This is a genomic window from Sphingomonas bacterium (assembly GCF_903643035.1).
GTDB lineage: Bacteria > Pseudomonadota > Alphaproteobacteria > Sphingomonadales > Sphingomonadaceae > Sphingomonas.
In genome coordinates this window covers 1-15,794 of the sequence record NZ_CAHJWW010000040.1, presented here as the reverse complement: position 1 = coordinate 15,794, position 15,794 = coordinate 1, and the positions used below count along the sequence as shown (strand labels likewise).

At 66.6% G+C, this 15,794-nt stretch carries 16 protein-coding genes and 1 pseudogene; 7 read left to right on the top strand and 10 right to left on the bottom strand.

The window, feature by feature from the left end:
* Positions 1-339: hypothetical protein (locus HUV01_RS04405; protein WP_438827144.1), on the bottom strand; the 339-nt coding region annotated here is incomplete at its 3' end.
* Between the two features lie 87 nt (positions 340-426).
* Here HUV01_RS04405 and recR point away from each other — a divergent pair.
* The 5 genes and pseudogenes from recR to HUV01_RS04380 all read left to right on the top strand — a co-directional run.
* On the top strand, positions 427-1,023 hold the full coding sequence (gene recR / locus HUV01_RS04400) for a recombination mediator RecR (protein ID WP_174297096.1): 597 nt from the start codon (positions 427-429) through the stop codon (positions 1,021-1,023).
* 31 nt (positions 1,024-1,054) lie between these two features.
* Entirely contained in the window at positions 1,055-1,597 is a 543-nt protein-coding gene (gene def / locus HUV01_RS04395) for a peptide deformylase (RefSeq protein ID WP_174297095.1), read from the top strand.
* A gap of 730 nt (positions 1,598-2,327) precedes the next feature.
* Complete coding sequence (locus HUV01_RS04390) at positions 2,328-3,107, top strand: tyrosine-type recombinase/integrase (protein ID WP_254606376.1); 780 nt, start codon at positions 2,328-2,330, stop codon at positions 3,105-3,107.
* Between the two features lie 96 nt (positions 3,108-3,203).
* Entirely contained in the window at positions 3,204-3,770 is a 567-nt protein-coding gene (locus tag HUV01_RS04385) for an integrase arm-type DNA-binding domain-containing protein (protein WP_174297094.1), read from the top strand.
* 92 nt (positions 3,771-3,862) lie between these two features.
* A pseudogene (locus HUV01_RS04380) lies at positions 3,863-4,039 on the top strand (DUF885 family protein); the annotation flags it as partial.
* Positions 4,040-4,279: 240 nt separating this feature from the next.
* Here HUV01_RS04380 and HUV01_RS04375 read toward each other — a convergent pair.
* Positions 4,280-4,885 carry a TetR/AcrR family transcriptional regulator gene (locus HUV01_RS04375; protein ID WP_174297093.1) on the bottom strand — a complete coding sequence of 202 codons (606 nt, stop codon included), beginning with the start codon at positions 4,883-4,885 and terminating at the stop codon, positions 4,280-4,282.
* Positions 4,886-4,955: 70 nt separating this feature from the next.
* On the opposite strand from HUV01_RS04375, the gene HUV01_RS04370 reads away from it, so the two are divergent.
* Both HUV01_RS04370 and HUV01_RS04365 read left to right on the top strand, forming a co-directional pair.
* The gene (locus HUV01_RS04370; RefSeq protein WP_174297092.1) at positions 4,956-5,711 is read left to right on the top strand and encodes an SDR family NAD(P)-dependent oxidoreductase; all 756 of its coding nucleotides are present in this window, start codon (positions 4,956-4,958) and stop codon (positions 5,709-5,711) included.
* Positions 5,712-5,934: 223 nt separating this feature from the next.
* Positions 5,935-6,261 (top strand): putative quinol monooxygenase, encoded by a 327-nt coding sequence (locus HUV01_RS04365; protein WP_174297091.1) that lies wholly within the window; start codon positions 5,935-5,937, stop codon positions 6,259-6,261.
* A gap of 305 nt (positions 6,262-6,566) precedes the next feature.
* On the opposite strand, the gene HUV01_RS04360 is transcribed toward HUV01_RS04365, so the two are convergent.
* The 8 genes from HUV01_RS04360 to HUV01_RS04330 all read right to left on the bottom strand — a co-directional run bounded on the left by HUV01_RS04360 (position 6,567) and on the right by HUV01_RS04330 (position 15,695).
* On the bottom strand, positions 6,567-7,052 hold the full coding sequence (locus HUV01_RS04360; protein WP_174297090.1) for an FAD-dependent monooxygenase: 486 nt from the start codon (positions 7,050-7,052) through the stop codon (positions 6,567-6,569).
* A 129-nt stretch (positions 7,053-7,181) separates the two neighbouring features.
* Complete coding sequence (locus HUV01_RS04355) at positions 7,182-7,673, bottom strand: FAD-dependent oxidoreductase (RefSeq protein ID WP_174297089.1); 492 nt, start codon at positions 7,671-7,673, stop codon at positions 7,182-7,184.
* Between the two features lie 46 nt (positions 7,674-7,719).
* Positions 7,720-7,914: a hypothetical protein gene (locus HUV01_RS04350; RefSeq protein WP_217430906.1), complete on the bottom strand. Its 195-nt coding sequence runs from the start codon at positions 7,912-7,914 to the stop codon at positions 7,720-7,722.
* Positions 7,915-8,061: 147 nt separating this feature from the next.
* Complete coding sequence (locus tag HUV01_RS04345; protein ID WP_174297087.1) at positions 8,062-9,609, bottom strand: substrate-binding domain-containing protein; 1,548 nt, start codon at positions 9,607-9,609, stop codon at positions 8,062-8,064.
* A 1-nt stretch (position 9,610) separates the two neighbouring features.
* Positions 9,611-12,568 (bottom strand): tubulin-like doman-containing protein, encoded by a 2,958-nt coding sequence (locus HUV01_RS04340; protein ID WP_174297086.1) that lies wholly within the window; start codon positions 12,566-12,568, stop codon positions 9,611-9,613.
* A gap of 613 nt (positions 12,569-13,181) precedes the next feature.
* Positions 13,182-13,892, bottom strand: a complete 711-nt coding sequence (locus HUV01_RS15085; RefSeq protein ID WP_254606375.1) for an alkaline phosphatase family protein — start codon at positions 13,890-13,892, stop codon at positions 13,182-13,184.
* A 265-nt stretch (positions 13,893-14,157) separates the two neighbouring features.
* Positions 14,158-14,382 carry a hypothetical protein gene (locus tag HUV01_RS15080; protein WP_254606374.1) on the bottom strand — a complete coding sequence of 75 codons (225 nt, stop codon included), beginning with the start codon at positions 14,380-14,382 and terminating at the stop codon, positions 14,158-14,160.
* Positions 14,379-15,695, bottom strand: a complete 1,317-nt coding sequence (locus tag HUV01_RS04330) for a DUF5690 family protein (protein WP_217430905.1) — start codon at positions 15,693-15,695, stop codon at positions 14,379-14,381. The genes HUV01_RS15080 and HUV01_RS04330 overlap by 4 nt, the downstream gene beginning before the upstream one ends.
* Positions 15,696-15,794: the final 99 nt, after the last annotated feature.

Sequence of the window (15,794 nt, the reverse complement as noted above, 5' to 3'; positions counted from 1 at the left end):
GGTCGCGAGCACGGCGGCGCGCCACGGTTCGCCGGCCGGCGTCGTCCCGGCGACCTCGGCCTCGGCGGTCCACCCGGCGGCACGCGCGGCGGCGATCGCCTCGGTCTTGAGGAACAGGTGCTCGGGTGTTTCGTCGCCCGAGGCGCAGCCGCCGAGGCTACGGTGAGCGAAGAAGCGCGTGCCGAGCCGCGATGTCTTGAGGACGACCGCGGCCGGGCAGCACGCCATGCGCAGATGGCGGACATGGCGGTTGGTCGCGGTCAGCGCCGCCCACTCGGCCGGGGTGAGCAGCGAGGCGTCGAGGCTGCGGCCGGCATCGTCGAGGCAGCGGAGCGGCATCGCCGCCTTCTGCCGCCGCCTCGCCTGCCGGTCCAGCGCCGGACCCCGGCTTGCCGCCGCGCGCCGCCGCCGCCATATCGGTCGGCGATGGCCTCCCCAGAGATCGATGCCCTGACCCAGGCGCTCGCCCGCCTGCCGGGGCTCGGCCCGCGGTCGGCGCGGCGCGCGGTCCTCCACCTCCTCAAGCGTCGTGAGACGGCGCTCGCCCCGCTGATCGCCGCATTGCGGACGGTCGAGGCGCGGCTGGCGACGTGCGCTGTATGCGGCAACGTCGATACCGCGAGCCCGTGTGCGATCTGCACGGACCATCGCCGCGACGCCGCCAGCCTGTGCGTCGTCGAGGAGGTCGCCGACCTGTGGGCGCTCGACCGCGCCCGGCTGTTCCCCGGGCGCTACCATGTCCTCGGCGGCCGGCTGTCGGCGCTCGACGGGGTGCGCCCGGAGGACCTCAGCATCGACGCGCTCGTCGGGCGCGTCGCGGCGGGCGGGATCGACGAGGTCGTCCTTGCGATGAACGTCACCCTCGAGGGGCAGACGACGATGCACTATGTCGCCGACCGGCTGGCGGCGCTGCCGGTCCGGGTGACCCAGCTCGCCCATGGGATGCCGGTCGGGGGCGAGCTCGACTATCTCGACGAGGGGACGCTGGCCCAGGCGCTCCGTGCGCGGCGTCCGGTACGTTGACCCTCCATGCCCGAAAACCTACATCTCGGTGATGACCATCATGCCGATCATCGAGGCTCCCGACCCGTCGCTGCGCCGCATCTCCGCGACCGTCGCGGCGGTCGACGACGGCCTCCGCCGCCTGATGGACGACATGCTGGCGACGATGTACGCCGCGCCGGGCATCGGCCTCGCCGCGATCCAGGTCGACGTGCCCAAGCGGGTGCTGGTCATCGATCTCCAGCGTCGCGCCGAGCCGGTCGAGGAGGGGGCGGAGCCAATCGAGGTCCGCGAGCCACGCTACTTCGTCGACCCCGAGATCGTCTGGGCGTCGGACGAAGTCGGTGCCTACAACGAGGGTTGCCTATCGGTCCCCGAGCTGTTCGGCGACGTTATCCGGCCGCTGCGCATCCGCGCGCGGTGGCTCGACTACGACGGCGCGGCGCGCGAGGAGGAGATGGATGGTCTCCTCGCGACGTGCCTCCAGCACGAGATGGACCACCTCGACGGTATCCTGTTCTACGACCACCTGTCGAAGCTGAAGCGCGATATGATCGTCAAGAAGCTGACCAAGCGGCAGAAACTTGCGGCATAAGCACGCCGACCCGGCCGCGAAAATGAACAACTAAGCGAAGTTGACACCGCGACGTGCTTTTTCGGGCTTCGTCGAGGCGAGGTCACACGAGGGTTACGCCCGCGACGTAACTTGTAAATTTAGCGGTTAGGATTGGGCGTGAAAGAGCCGCGGGAGTCGGCTGCGGTACTGACGATGAGAACGAGCGCGCGGTCGCCCGCTGATCGGCGACGAGGCTAACCCGGATTGGGACGTGTAGAACAGCGCTTTTTTGAGGCTGCATTGCTCAGTAGCGGATGCTGCATTGTATGCTGCCTTTCGGGGCGTAGGGGCGAAAAGACCAATCAGAACAAAGACCTGCGCAGGTCGAAATCTGCGGGGATGCCTATACGGAAGCGTGTCGAGGTGGCCAGCACGCTCCCCTAATCGATACGTTCGGCGCAGCTTCGCCGCTACGCGATACGTCGATTACCGATCCTGGCACCGGTTCATCGCCGAGCTGAATGGTAATCTGGCGCGACGACACTTTCCAGCGTCGGATCGCGAGCACGTTTTTCGAGACAGCGCCTTGCCGGGCTTCGGATCGCGAGTGCGCAAGAGCCGGGGCGTCGGCACCTGATTCGTCAACGTGCATCGCCGCGGGAGGCGAGCGCGGCTAACGCTAGGACGTGCCGACAGGATCGGGACGGCCGAGGCGCGGAAGGCTGCGCGGGCCGCTCTGGCGGCGGCAGCGCTCGATGGACTGCCGACAGTGCCGAGGCAGGCCGAGACGATTACCTTCGCATCGTTCGCTGCCGAGCTCACGCGAGACTACGCCCATCACTGGAAGCCGGCGACGCGCCGGACACACGCCGACTACATACGCCGAGAGCTACTACCGACGTTCGGCGCGCTCGGCGTCGCTGAGGTCTCGCGTGCCGACGTCAGCCGGTGGCGCGACAGCTACGCCGGCTCGCGCGAAGGAGCGTTCAAACGCATCGTGTTGATCCTGTCGGTCATGTTGCGGTATGCCGAGCAGCTCGGCTACCGCCGCCACGGCAGCAATCCTTGCCGCGGCACCCAACGCTACAAGCGCATCTTACCCGAGCGCTTTCTCGCGCCGGCCGAGTACCACTGTTTGGGGCGAACGCTCGACATGGCGGAGGCAGACCATCCGGCGGAGATCGCGGCTATCCGCCTGCTGCTGTTTACCGGTGCGAGACGGGGAGAGATCGAGACCCTCGAGTGGAGTTGGGTAAAGCCGGATCACCTTGCGCTGCCGGACAACAAAGGGGGCGCAAAGGTCGTCTACCTCAACGCTCCTGCACGCGCAGTGCTCGACGGCCTGTCCCGACATCCAGACACGGAGCTGGTGTTTCCCGATCGAAGTTTACTGCCACTACGGCTCGGCAACTTCTGGACGCGCCTTCGCCGGCAATGCGCGCTGCCCGATGTCCGGCTTCACGATCTGCGCCACAGCTTCGCTTCGACTGCGATCATGATCGGAGTGCCGCTGGCAACGATCGGTCGGCTCTTCGGCCACGCCGTGTGAGAATCGACGGCGCTACGCGCACCTCGCTGACGACATCATCGCCGATGCCGCCCGGCGTGTCTCGGGTTCGCTAACCGAGTGCCTTGGACTTGATCTGTGACCGCGCCTCCTCTTCGGACGGTGATTGGCGAAGCTTTGTCAGAGATCGGCGCCACCCAACCGGCTGGCGAGCGGGGTCGGCCGCGCGAGACGGTGTGGCTGCCGCACGAGCGCGGCATTGGCGTTCACATCTACGCCAGCGGCCGCAGGGTCTATATCGCGCAAGCCGTGATGGGCGGGCGCCAGCGAACGGTGACGATCGGACCGGCGAGCGTGATCAGCGAGGCGCAAACGATCGCGGTCGCGCGGCGCGTTCTCGCGCAGGCGCTGGTCGGCGACGATCCGGCGGCGGCGCGAAAGCGCCTGCGCGCCGCGCCAGATTGGCAGCCCTTCCTCGAAGAATATTGGCGCATCTGCTCGTCGATTTGGAAGCCGTCGACCCGGCAAGCGAACGAGGCGTATAGGCGGCTCTACTTGGACCGGGCATTTGATACGTCGATCGACGCGATCGACGTCCCCCGGGTGACCCGATGGTTCACTCGTGTCACCCAGCGCAGCGGGCCGGGCGGTGCCAACCGCTGCATGGCCATGCTCAGCGCGATGATGACGAAGGCGGAAGCATGAGGCTATCGGATAGAGGGCAGCAACCCGTGCCTGTCAGTCAAGCGTAACCGAGCCCGAAAGATGGAACGGTACCTGTCCGCACCGAAGCTGGTGGCCAAGCGCTCGCGTACAAGATCGGTCAGCTTACGATTTTGCGGGAGAAGACGAAGGCAGAGGCGGCGCTGGGGTCGGCATTTGATCTCCGCCGCTTCCACGCGCGGGTGTTCGACACCGGGGCTTTACCAATGCCAGTACTAGAAGATAAGCTCGACCGCTGGATTGCGGCTTAGCCCAATGCGCAGCACTGAAGACGAGTATATCTAGTGGCAAGTGCCAAACAGATCCGTTTCCCGCTCCCTATAGAGCTGATATTGATCGTAACTGAAATTTAATGCTTGGCCGGGTCGCGGCCATTCACCCCAGAAGCCGCCATTCAGAGACATTTGTCCGCCGCCCTGAAGCGGACACCCATTCATCCCGTTGCGGCGCGTCTGGCGGCGGTTCGGCGCGAGCAATAGGGCAGCTTTCGGCTACCTGTCGGCCCGGCACCGAAGGCCGTCGACTAAAAGCATGACCAAATTGAGCGCCCGGTCCGTCTGGTCGGGTCTGGCCGTCATGCACAGGGTCGCCACCGCGTTTAGGACGTCGTCCGGGCTCACGTCGGTATGGATTTCGCCCGCGGAGACTGCAGCTTCGAACAGCTTTCGAAAAGCCGGAAAGAGCCGCTGCTCGCGCTTGGCGGGAATGACGTCGAAGGCGGGGTCGCCGGACTGCAGCGCTCGCGCGAGCCCACGCTTGATTGACGCCAGCGTGACAAATACTCCCACCCACAACCGCAAAGCCTCGAACGCGGTGTGTTCTGCCGCAATGCGGTCCGCGTCGTCCGCGCAGGTGTCGATTTCTCGAGCGAACACGGCTGCGACGAGATCGGCTCGCGTGGGAAAGTGCCGATAGACCGTGCCAACGCCGACGCCGGCGCGTTCGGCGATCACGCGCACGGGCGCTTCAGTCCCCGCCTCAGCGAACACCTCCTTTGCCGCTTGAAGAAGCGTCAAAAGGTTGCGCTGGGCATCCGCACGAACCGGGCGTGGGTCCGCGACCGATCTCCTGTTCCTGCGATCGACGGAAACGATCATCGATCACCTTGCATAACCGGAACACACTCCGTATTTAGTGGACCAGTTCCGAAACACTAGCGGGTACCTGATGGATCACAAACGGATCGCGCTCATCACGGGTGCCAACCAAGGCGTTGGATTTCAGGTTGCGAAGGAGCTCGCGGCCGATGGCGTAACCGTCCTCGTCGGCGCGCGCGACCGCACCAAGGGAGAGGTCGCGGCAGCCGAGATCGGCGAGCGTGCGGTGCCGTTGCAGCTCGACGTAACGGACGCTGCTTCGATCGCCATCGCGGCCGAGCGCGTTCGTTCCGAGTTCGGGCGGCTCGACCTGCTGGTGAACAACGCGGCGATCTCGCGCTCCACGCGAAACAACATCGCGCTCGAGGACTACATGGCGCACTACGCCGCCAGCAACGTCTCGCTCGACGAGGTGCGGGCCGTTTGGGAAACCAATGTCTTCGGGCCGCTGGCCGTCTACCAGGCCATGCTGCCGCTGCTGCGGCTCTCCGCGGATGCTCGCATCGTCAATGTCGGGAGCGGCGCGGGGTCGCTGACGCTCAACGCCGATCCCGCCTTCCCGCATCGCAAGATGTACAGCCCGGCCTATGCCGGCTCCAAGACGGCCATGAGCATCATCGCCCTGTCGATGATGGTCGAGCATGAGAACGACGGCATCAAGATCAACCTGGTCTCGCCGGGATTCACCAACACCGCACTGAATAATCATCAGGGTATCGAGACGCTGGAGGACGGCGCGCGCGAGGTGGTGCGCGTCGCGCGATACGGTCCGAATGACCCGACGAACACCTTCACGCGGTGGGACGGCCAGCCGATTCCTTGGTAACGGCGGCAGCAGACCGGCACGCGATCCATTGTCAAAGTCCTCAGAGTAGACTTCGGATGGCGCAGCTAAATTTATATACCTTGATGCCGGTTACAGTCGCTTTCCCCGCCGCCGCTTACGGTCGCTTGTACGGACTCGGCCGAAACGGAGACGGCAATACCCAATGACCCGATCCGACCAGAACCCACGGCAAAGATCATTCTTGGCATCCAAGGAATCCGACATGACTGACACACCTGGCCTACTCGGATATACGATCTACCGACTTGCTACCGACGATGTGGACGCGTTCCAGTCACTTGCTCTGCGAATGGCGACGATGGCAAAAGCGCGTGATGGCTGCAGCTTTCTTGACGTCGCTCGAGATGCCAGCGACCCGGCCACCTTTCGTCTGATCGAAGGCTGGCGGGATCAGGCGGCCCTGGATGCCCACGGCGCCAGCGACGAGTTTCAGGCCGTAATGAAAGAGGCAGCAGCATTGAAAATCGTTGGCCGCTCCATCGACATCTATTCGGTCGCGGGCAAGCAGGCGGTCGACATGCCTTCATGATGGCCGCGCCACTTTCACGCGCTGTCGGTCTTTGAAAAAATGGGGCGTAACCGGTCCGTCCGAGCAGGCCAGCGCGTTCACTATTGCCGACGTAGCGAACGGGCGAATGGTCGTCTCAGTGTTTCATCATTGCAGCCTCTTTCAACTTGTATGCGCATTGGACCCCAAAATCGGTCATTGAACGCCTTTGTACTGCTCGTTGCATGCAGACGCTCGTTCACGCGACTGGGTTGTGGCAGAGGAGGGGTACCGCATCTCGATTGTCGGCTCGAAGAGCTTGACTAGCGTCGGCGTCGAAAAGCCGGTCAATCGGCGTAGGCCGGCATCGTCTGTATCGAGCGTGCCAGTCGGTCGCTGATTCCTGCCGGCATCAGACGGAGCAGCGAGCGCATTGCCCATTGGACCGCCAGTGGCCCGTGCGCGCCATGCCGCCCCTCGGCGGCGCGACGGACGATGCCAGCGACGAGCTTCAGCCGCAGACGCTCGTACGAAGCGAGGATGTCCTCGACAGGGCTAGTGGCAGCGACCGCGCCGAGGGCCACTGCATCCTCGATCGCTTGGCAAGTCCCCTGACCGAGGTTCGGCCCCATCGCGTGCGCGGCGTCGCCAACCCGGATCAGCCGTCCAGACCCAAGCGACTGCGGCGGTTTGCGGGCGTAAATCACAAACGGGATAAGCCTCTCGGCCGGCGTCGCGGCGACGGCGCAGCCGACGGCCGGCGCGAAGCGTGCAGCCCGAACGAGGATTTCGTCGCGCGACGGCGTGAGGGTATCGGCGGACTGATCGCGCATAAGGAACCAATACCGCCGGTCGACGGGAAGAACGAACAGGCCGAACCTCTCTCGCCAGCCCTAGTACTCTACCGCTGCATCGTCAGCTCTGTCGTCGCGGACCGGATCGGACAGCGCCACTACGCCGCCTTACCCACCGCAAGAGACGCCGCTGGCGTCGGCTGCGACCGAGCGCAGGCCGCCGCCGTCGACGACGATGTCGGCGGTCTTGGTCGCGCCGTCGGCGAACTGTAGCGAGACACCACCCTCGATGTCGACGCGGTCCACTGTCCGTCCGAGCATGAGCACGCCATCCGGCAAGGCCTTTGTCAGCGCTTCCTGGAGGTCGCTCCGGGTCACCATCAACGCCTCGCCGTCGACCCGCCTGGCGGGAAGGATCGGGCGCTCGCGCCGGTCCGCCACCAGCATCGTCCGGAACGGCATGCCGCGACGCTTGACCTCATCGAGGACGCCGAGCCGCGCCAGACCGGCGACGGCATTGGGCCATAGGCTAAGCGCCGCGCCGGCGGCCTCCAATTGTGAGGCACGCTCGACGACCCAGGTTCGCCAGCCGGCCTGAGACAAGGACAAGCCTGCTGCCAGTCCGGCGATCCCGCCACCGAGGACGACCGCTGAGCCCATGACCTTCCTCCGCCTGATCTGCTGTCATTAACCAACTGTCCGACGCCTAGTTCAGCGGCAGCGGTTCGAAGTGAGGGACGTGCACTTCGTCTACAGGATAGGGAAGATCAATTATCCCGATGCTTAGCGAGAACAGCGATTTTCGATGTTCGCTATCGGCATCCGATTGCCCGATAGCTGACATCTCCTTATCATCCATGGCGCCGCAGCTGCGCGCCTTGACCCGTCCGAATTCGGCCAAGCCAGCGAGATGAACAAGCGGCCGGTTCCGGGTCGCCGCAGAGCCTCGCTGAACGTCCGTTTGAGGGGTCTCGATCTAGTAGCATCCAAACATTCGTCATCGCCCTCGCCGGCAGGTACTTAGCTTATGGTGAGCCTGCTCGCCTACTTAGCGGGCAACCCATACCTCAACGCGACGGTTCTTCTCCTGCCCTTCAGGCGTGTTGTTGTCGGCGATGGGGATGGCTGTGCCGAAGCCGCGGACGACGCCGGCCTTGACCCCGCGCTGAGCGAGCGCGGCAGCGACCGTCTGCGCCCTGCCTTCGGACAACTTCTGATTCATGGCCTCGCCGCCGCGGCTGTCGGCGAAGCCGAGAAGCATCAGGCGATCGGGCTGGACCGACGACGAGGCTAGGAATTCGGTGACGCGATCGAGATCGGCGAGGGCGCGGTTATCCAGGTCGGCCGAGCCCGTTCGGAAGCGGAAGTTGACTGACAGGCGAAGCGCTTTGGCGACCAGCGTGTCATACCCCGACGGGGCTCCGCTCGGCGCGGCGGACTTTTCCTGACGGATCGTCAGCGGGACGAAGCCCGCCGCCTCGACCAGTTTTTGCCCCTCAGGAGAGTTGGCGAACTGAAGGAACCTGGCGACGTCGGGCTTGGTGCTCGACGCAGCAACGTAGAGGTAAAGGCGGCGCGACAGAATATAGTCCTCGGTCGCCACCGTCATGCGATTGGGGATAAGTGAAACGCCGCTCGCCGGGCCGACGGCGACCGCCTTGGCCCCGCCAATCGTCGCCAGCCCGACGAAGCCGATCGCGGCCGGGTCGTTGGCCACCTCGGTCGACAGCGCGGCGCTGTCCTCGAAACGCTTGGCTCCGTCGACCAGCGGCGTTTTGCCCAGCACAAGCGACTTGAAAGTGTCGTAGGTGCCCGACTTGTCGTCGCGCGCCAGCACCTTGATGGGGCCGGCCGCGCCGCCTGCCTTGGCGAAATCGGTGATGACGCCGGTGAAAATCGCCCCGACTTGGTCGATGGTCAGCGACGCAATGCGGTTGCCCGGGTGGACAATGACGGCGATGCCGTCGAGGCCGAGAACGTGCTCGTTCGACGGCGCGGTCATATCGCCAAGCTTGGCCAGCGACGTGGTCTCGTCGGCTTTGATCTTGCGCGAGGCCATGCCGATGTCGAGCGAGGCGTCGGCCAGCCCCTTGAACGCCGTCGCCGAGCCGTGCGCGGCGATCGTCGCGACCAGCGTCTTGCCGCCGGTCTCGCAGCGGACGACTGACTCCTCGGCCGCCGGCGACGACGTGACCGGGTCGGCGCAGCCGAGCGACTTGAAGTAGCCGGCGACCAGCGCCGGCGCTAGCTTGGCCCCAATCGTGTTCGAGCCGCCGAGACGGAGCACGGGCTCGACGCCGTCGGGCACGGCGGCGATCGTGCTATCGCCCGCGCCGCCGCTCGCCATCTTGCGGCCGTGCAGGCCGAACCACAGGCCGGCGGCGAGAAGGACAAGCAGCGCCAGCGCTCCAGCGATGATCGCCGTCCGCCGGTTGCCGCCGCCGCCCCCCGGTACCGCCGGAAGCGCGAGCAGCGCTTTGCCGCACTCGGGGCAGACGAAGTCGGTGCCCGGCTTGGTGACGATCACCTCGCGCTTGTCGGCCAACGAGCAGTTGCCGATATTGATGCACTTGCCGGTGCGTTCGCCTGCCGCCATGTCACTGATCCCTGATGATCTTGAACGCGGCGCGGGCCCCCTCGACCATCGCCTGGTAGCGCGGATCGCCGACGTCGCCGCCGACCAGCGGCTTGATCGCCTCGAGCCCAGCCTTGACCCGCACCTCGTACTCGGTGTCGCGCTCGACCCCGGTCACCGCCTGGTCGACCGAGCGCTTGAGGTCGGCGAGCATCTTGTGGTCGACCGCGTCGGCGGCGACGAGCAGGTTCTCGCCGAGCGGCACCGGCGGATTGTCGAAGCCGTCGGCGTCCTTGCTGTAGAGCATCAGCCGGCCGTTCGCCTCGCGCACGTCGCCGACCGCCTGCGCCACCATCAGGTAGGCGGTCGCTTCGCGCCGCAGCTCGTCGCCGGTCTTGGCGAACAGCGACGGATAGCTGTCGAGCGAGCCTTCGGTATGAAGCTCGAGCGCGAAGCGCTTCGGGTTGGCCGCGACGCGGGCCGCGTAGCGCGTCTGCAGCATCGGCAGCACGCCGAGGTAGCGCAGCGGAAACAGGTTCTTGACCGCGATCATGGTGATCTGGTTGTCGCTGCCGTCGGCCTCGATGAACTCGAGGTTGCCCGGCTGTGCGTCCTTGAACGCCTGGCGCAGCTGGGTGACGAAGGCGGCGTGCTCGGGGGCCTTGGGCAGGATGACGATGTAGTTCTCGACCAGCGTCTGCACGCCCGACGGGATGCCCGGGGCGGCGCGGTTCTTCTCGAGCGGATTAACCGTCAGGTAGCAGCCGGCCTCGGTGACCAGCTTGGTAACGTAGCCGCGCAGCGCCTGAGGATCATTGCCGTAGCGGTCCTTCAGCTTGGCAATGATCGACACGCCGAGGATGCGGTCGCGCGCGTCGGTCAGCATCGTCTGGTGGGCGACCTCGGCGTTGCTCCCGGCGACCGCCTCGATCCGGTCGATCAGCTCGCCGAGGCCGAGCCGCGCGGCGAGCGTGGTGAAGGTCGGGTTGGGGCCGACCGCCTCCGTCAGCGCGGCGCGAACCTTGGCCGTCTGGGTCAGCTGCTCGGCCTCGTCAGTCGCCAGTCGCTTGGTGATCGTCCGCACCTGGTCGGGATCGTAGAAGCGGATGAGGTGGCCCTTGACGTCGACGTCGGCCTTCTTCAGCCGTTCGTCGATGCCGGTCGAGACGCGGCGCAGCGCCTCCTGCATCGTCGCGACGAGGCTGTCGACCACCGCCTTCAGATCGGCGATCTCGGTCCCGATTTCGGCGAGCAACGCCTTGCCGAAGGTCCACGCCTCGATCCGGGTCAGGCGGACGAACAGCTCCTGGCTGTAGATGCCATGGGTGTCGAACATCTCGTTGCGGCTGCCGATCAGCTTGCCGATGAAGCCGGTCGAGGCCCACTTCTTGGCGTTGGCGGCGATCTGCTCGTGCGCCTGCTCCGCCTCGGCCTGGAGGCGGTAGACGACGTCGTCGACCCCCTGCAGCCGCTCCTGCAGCGCGCCCTGGAGCGCCGCGAGCACCTTTGCCACCTCGGTTGCCGAGCGGACGCCGTTCTTCCAGTCGTCGAACAGCTCGCGCTCGACCCGGCCGCGGACCTCGCGCGCCATGTCCTTCTTGGCCATCGCCTTGGTCCGGTAGAAGGCCTTGACCCCGGCGTTGCGGAAACTGTCGTCGAACCGGCCCTGCAGGTACTTGCTGAGCTCGTCGAGCCACGTGCTCGCCTCCTGCTCGCGGGCCATGCCCTTGAAGGTCGGCAGCACGCCCTCCCACTCGGCGGTCAGCGACTTCCACCGCTTGGCCGGGTCGTCGGCGGCGAGGATCGGCACCGACAGCGTCAGGTGCTCGTCGGATAGCCCCCAGCGGGCCAGCGTGTCGGGCGCGCGGACCTGGCTGGCGACGTCGACGTTCCTGGGATCGTCGACGAAGCCGAGCGTGTCCTGCCAATTATTGTGGCGGAGTTGCTGGATCGCCTGCCGCGCGAAGTTCAGGCTGAGATATTCCTTGATCTCGGCCTCGGGGATGGCGACGCGCTTGATGCCGAAGCCGAGGAAGCGCTTCGCCCGCTCGCCGGTCCGCGCTCCCGGCGCGGTCTCGGGCGTGCCGTCGCCGTTCTCGGCATTCTCCATCCGCTCGAGGCTGCGCCAGCCGACCTTCGAGGCGACGACGATCTTCTGGAACAGGAACTCGGCGACGATGCCGGGGATTTCCTGGTCGACGTCGGCGAGATAGCCGTTCTCGTTCTCGTTGCCGAAGACGTAGGCGCCGTTGAACGCGTCCTTGAGGTCGAGCCGGTTGCCGTTGGTTACGTCGATCGGCTTGTACGCGGTGGTCGACAGCGCGTTAAGCTCGGTCAGCGCGGCGAAGCCGTTGGCGTGGTAGTTGCCGGTGTCCCAGTTGGGCGGCGGGAACTGGTCGGGCAGCAGCAGGTACGGCACGATCCGGTGCCGGCCGGGATCGCCGTAGAGCAGGCGCAGCTGGGCGATCGCATCGATGATCGAGCCGCTGCCGGTGCCGCCGGCCAGCCCGGTGACGACGTGGAAGGTGATGGCGTTGTCGCCGTTGGCCTGGAGGGTGCGGACGAGCGACTGAACCTGTTTACGGAAGTCGTCGACCTTGTTGGCGAAGAGGAAGCGGCCGAGCCGCCGCTTCTGTCCGCCGAGCGCCGCGCCGACGATCGAGCCGAGGATCTCGCTCCACAGCGCGCGGTCGCCGAGCCACGGCTTCAAGCCGGGATAGGTCTGGATGTTGTCGAGCCGGGCGGCGAGGTCTTCGCCGGTGATCACCAGCTGGCTGCCGACCGGCAGCTGGACCGAGGTGCCTAGCACCTTCCAGCTCGGATCGTCGGCCGCCATCATCTCCTTCGACGAATCGACGTAGAGGAAGGCGAGGTCGACTCCGCTCGGCGCATCGGCGCGGAACTCGGTGTAAATCAGCTTGCGCAGCGCGCGGATGCACTTCCCGCCGGTCCCGCCAAGGCCGATGACTAGGTGATTCATTTGCCGCCCCGCCCGCTACGGCCGCACCATAAGGTTTCAGCGCAGTGAGGCAACCTATGCGGGGGATTATACTCTCACCCCAAATATGGATGCCAACATCTGCGGAATGCCTGCGTCAAGGCTTAGCAACGGAAATGCGGCTGATCGTGGCGTCGAAGCCGGCCACGCAAATGGCCTAGTCTCTGCTGTCGCACCGTTCCGAAGACGACCGGTAACTAAAGCAACGCGGCGCTAGTGAGATGGTAATTGATATCGCTAACGCGCCGTCAAAGTGTATGGCGGTTAACTAAGTGCTCGCCTGCTGCAGACGATGGTCAAGGCAAGGAGGATCACCCCACTTGCAGTCATTCGAAGCGCCGCCGCCGCTTCCCGCTTCCCGACATTTGTTCATGGTCATCGCTGCTGCGGCGATAAGCCTCGTAGCCGTGTGCTTAGTAGTAAAGGGACAATGCGGTTGCTGACGGCCAAAAGTAGCGCCGTGGTTAGCGGGGCTGTATTAAGGCCGGGAGCTCTGCAGTCGGGAGCGGCGCATCCAAAAACTGGGCTAAGGTCGGCGCGATCTGCCGCATATCGACGATGTCTAGGTTGCCGTGCAGTCACGGGTCTGGGCCCATCAGCAGGAAGTCCACCGCATCGCAGGCTCGCGCGGGTCGTAGCCATGCATCCCCTTGAGCGCCGAGGGTGCCACGAGCGGCGCCGCGGGATCGCGGCCCATCTCGGTGCCGATGGCGAACTCGACGAACCAGTCGGCGGCGTCGCCGGCACCGCGGCGGACGACTTCGGCATGGTCGAGTACCGCCGTGATGTGCGTCGCCGGGATCGCCTGCAGGCCGGCGAGCAGCGCAGCGACCTTCGCCGACAGCGCCGGATCGTCGCGCCGCGCCAGGACCACCGCGGCGCTGCCGCCGGCGAACCACGGCACCGCCTGCCACGCGACAACCTTGCCCTGGTCGACCGTGATCAGCCCGGTCTGGATGAACGCGCCGAACAAGTTGATGTCGGTGTCGACCGCGGCGAAGCTGTGGTCGGAAACGACCGCGACGTCGCCTTCCGGCATCGCCGCGACCAGCTCGCCGACGAGGCCCTCGATCCGTTCGAGCGCGGCATGGGCCGCCGGCGTATCGGGGCCGCTCTCGTGCTGCACGTGGTCGAGGCCGGTCAGGTAGATGGTGGCGAAGCCGGGGTGCCTATCGGTCAGCAGGCGGACTGCGAAGCGCGTCCGGTCGACCTCGCCGGCGACGGTTTCGTCGATGCCCTGGGTGTATGGTCCGAGCTTGGCCTCGAGGTCGGCAACGAGGCCGGGCGTGGCGAGGAGGCGAAGCACCTTGCGGTCGTTGTCATGACCGGTGCGCCAGTATTACGGCAGATTCCAGTCGATGCCGGTCGCGCCGACGCTTACCGGCCAGCGGACGTTGGCCACGGTCCGCCCGGCGGCGTGGGCCGCGTTTCACAGCGTCGGGACACCGATGTCGCTCGCGTACCAATACCAGCCGGTCTGGTTGATCGCGGTCGGGTCGAAGGTAAGGTTGTTGACGATGCCGTGTTTCAGGGGGCGACGCCGGTTAGCAGCGTGGTGTGGATGGGGTAGGTCAGCATCGGCAAAACGCCGACGACCCGTTGGCATAGGCCCCGTGGTCGACGAAGCGGCGGAGGTTGGGCACGGCGAGGCCGCGTGCCTTCGCGTCGAGGACGTCGCCGGGGCGGAGACCATCGATCGGGATGAGTAGAAGCGGCGCGGCGGCGGCGGGGGCGGCCAGCGCGAAGCCGACGGCGAGCGCCGCATACCGCCAGCGGCGGCCGATCGAAGCGGTCATAGGTCGATCCTTTCAGGGGGCAGGGTGCGCAGCAGGCGCACGCCGGCGATAACGGTTGCGATGCCGCCGAAACCGCATGCGGCATAGGCCGCCGCGGCGAGGAACGCGGTGAAGTGGAGGGTGACGTGGGCGAAGCTGCGCACCCCAAGCAGGGCGACGCTGCCGACATAACCGGCGGCGTCGGCGACGTAGATGAAGAACCCAGCGTTGCCGCGCTCGGCGCTCGCCGCGAGCAAGCGGTCGAACAACAGCGCGTTGAACGGCGTGTAGGCGAGATACAGGCCCGCCCCGAGCGCGATCATCCACGCGACCGGGCCGAGCGCGGCAAGGGCGAACGCCGCCGTCGCGAGGCCCATGACGCCGAGGCCGACGCCAACCAGCGCGAGGTTCCACGCCACGCCGGCGCGGTTGCCGCGGACGCGCGCGAGCAGCCCCAGCGCGGCGAGGACGATGGCGGCGACGGGCAGCTCCGACCACGCGAAGATCCCCGCTTCGCCGGCGAAACCGAGCTCGTGCCACACCTCGGCGGCGAAGTTATCGCGGAAATCGCGCACCGCGGTCAGAACGACATACACCGCGATGAGCAGGATCAGGCTGCCGGCATGCGCGCGAAACAGGCGGCGGCGCTCGGCCGTGGTCATCGGCGCACGGGGCGCGCGGGCGGCGACGTCGGCGGCATTGGGCGGCGGCAGCTGCGCCAGGGCGGCGACGGCGGCGAGCAGCAGCGGCACGAACAGCAGACCGGTCGCCGCCGGCATCCATGCCTCGCTCGTCCAGCCGCGGTCGATCATGCCCGCGCCGACCGCCTTGACCGCGCCCGAGGCGACGATGAAGGTCGCGCATAGCATCGCGCCGGCGATTTCCGACATCCGCCGGCCCTCGAGGAAGGCAAAGACCAGCCCCCAGATCAGGCCGAGCGCGAGGCCATTGGCAAACAGCGCGGCGACGCCGGCGAGCGGCGGAGCGACGGCGAAAACGATCAACGCGGCCTCGGCGAAGCCGATCAGGCCGAGAATGGTGACCGCCCGCCGCCCCGCCGGCATCGCCGAGACGACGCGAATGCCGATCAGCTTCGACAGCGCGTAGCCGGCGACCTGAGCGATGACGAGAACGACCTTGTAGTCGATGGCGAACGGCCAGCCGGCGATGTTTGCGAAGCGCGCCGCGGCGAACGGCTTGCGATAGGCGTACATCGCGAAATAGGTCGCGAACGCCGCGCCGCCGCCCCAAAGCGCCACGACCGCCGGCGGCGCGGCGGCAAGCCAGCGCGTGATCGCGCTCGGCCGCGCGACCATCGCCATCGTGGCCCTCACGCCGGCCGGTCGCCAGCGGCGATGCGCGCGTCGATCGTTTCGAGCACCGGCCACAGGTCGGCGACGCTGTCGATCACGTGATCGGCCCCTGCCGCCGTC

Coding starts and splice junctions, on each gene's coding strand:
- recR (WP_174297096.1), top strand. CDS start 427: ATGGCCTCCCCAGAGATCGATGCCCTGACCCAGGCGCTCGCCCGCCTG.
- def (WP_174297095.1), top strand. CDS start 1,055: ATGACCATCATGCCGATCATCGAGGCTCCCGACCCGTCGCTGCGCCGC.
- HUV01_RS04375 (WP_174297093.1), bottom strand. CDS start 4,885: ATGATCGTTTCCGTCGATCGCAGGAACAGGAGATCGGTCGCGGACCCA.
- HUV01_RS04370 (WP_174297092.1), top strand. CDS start 4,956: ATGGATCACAAACGGATCGCGCTCATCACGGGTGCCAACCAAGGCGTT.
- HUV01_RS04365 (WP_174297091.1), top strand. CDS start 5,935: ATGACTGACACACCTGGCCTACTCGGATATACGATCTACCGACTTGCT.
- HUV01_RS04360 (WP_174297090.1), bottom strand. CDS start 7,052: ATGCGCGATCAGTCCGCCGATACCCTCACGCCGTCGCGCGACGAAATC.
- HUV01_RS04355 (WP_174297089.1), bottom strand. CDS start 7,673: ATGGGCTCAGCGGTCGTCCTCGGTGGCGGGATCGCCGGACTGGCAGCA.
- HUV01_RS04345 (WP_174297087.1), bottom strand. CDS start 9,609: ATGGCGGCAGGCGAACGCACCGGCAAGTGCATCAATATCGGCAACTGC.
- HUV01_RS04340 (WP_174297086.1), bottom strand. CDS start 12,568: ATGAATCACCTAGTCATCGGCCTTGGCGGGACCGGCGGGAAGTGCATC.
- HUV01_RS15080 (WP_254606374.1), bottom strand. CDS start 14,382: ATGACCGCTTCGATCGGCCGCCGCTGGCGGTATGCGGCGCTCGCCGTC.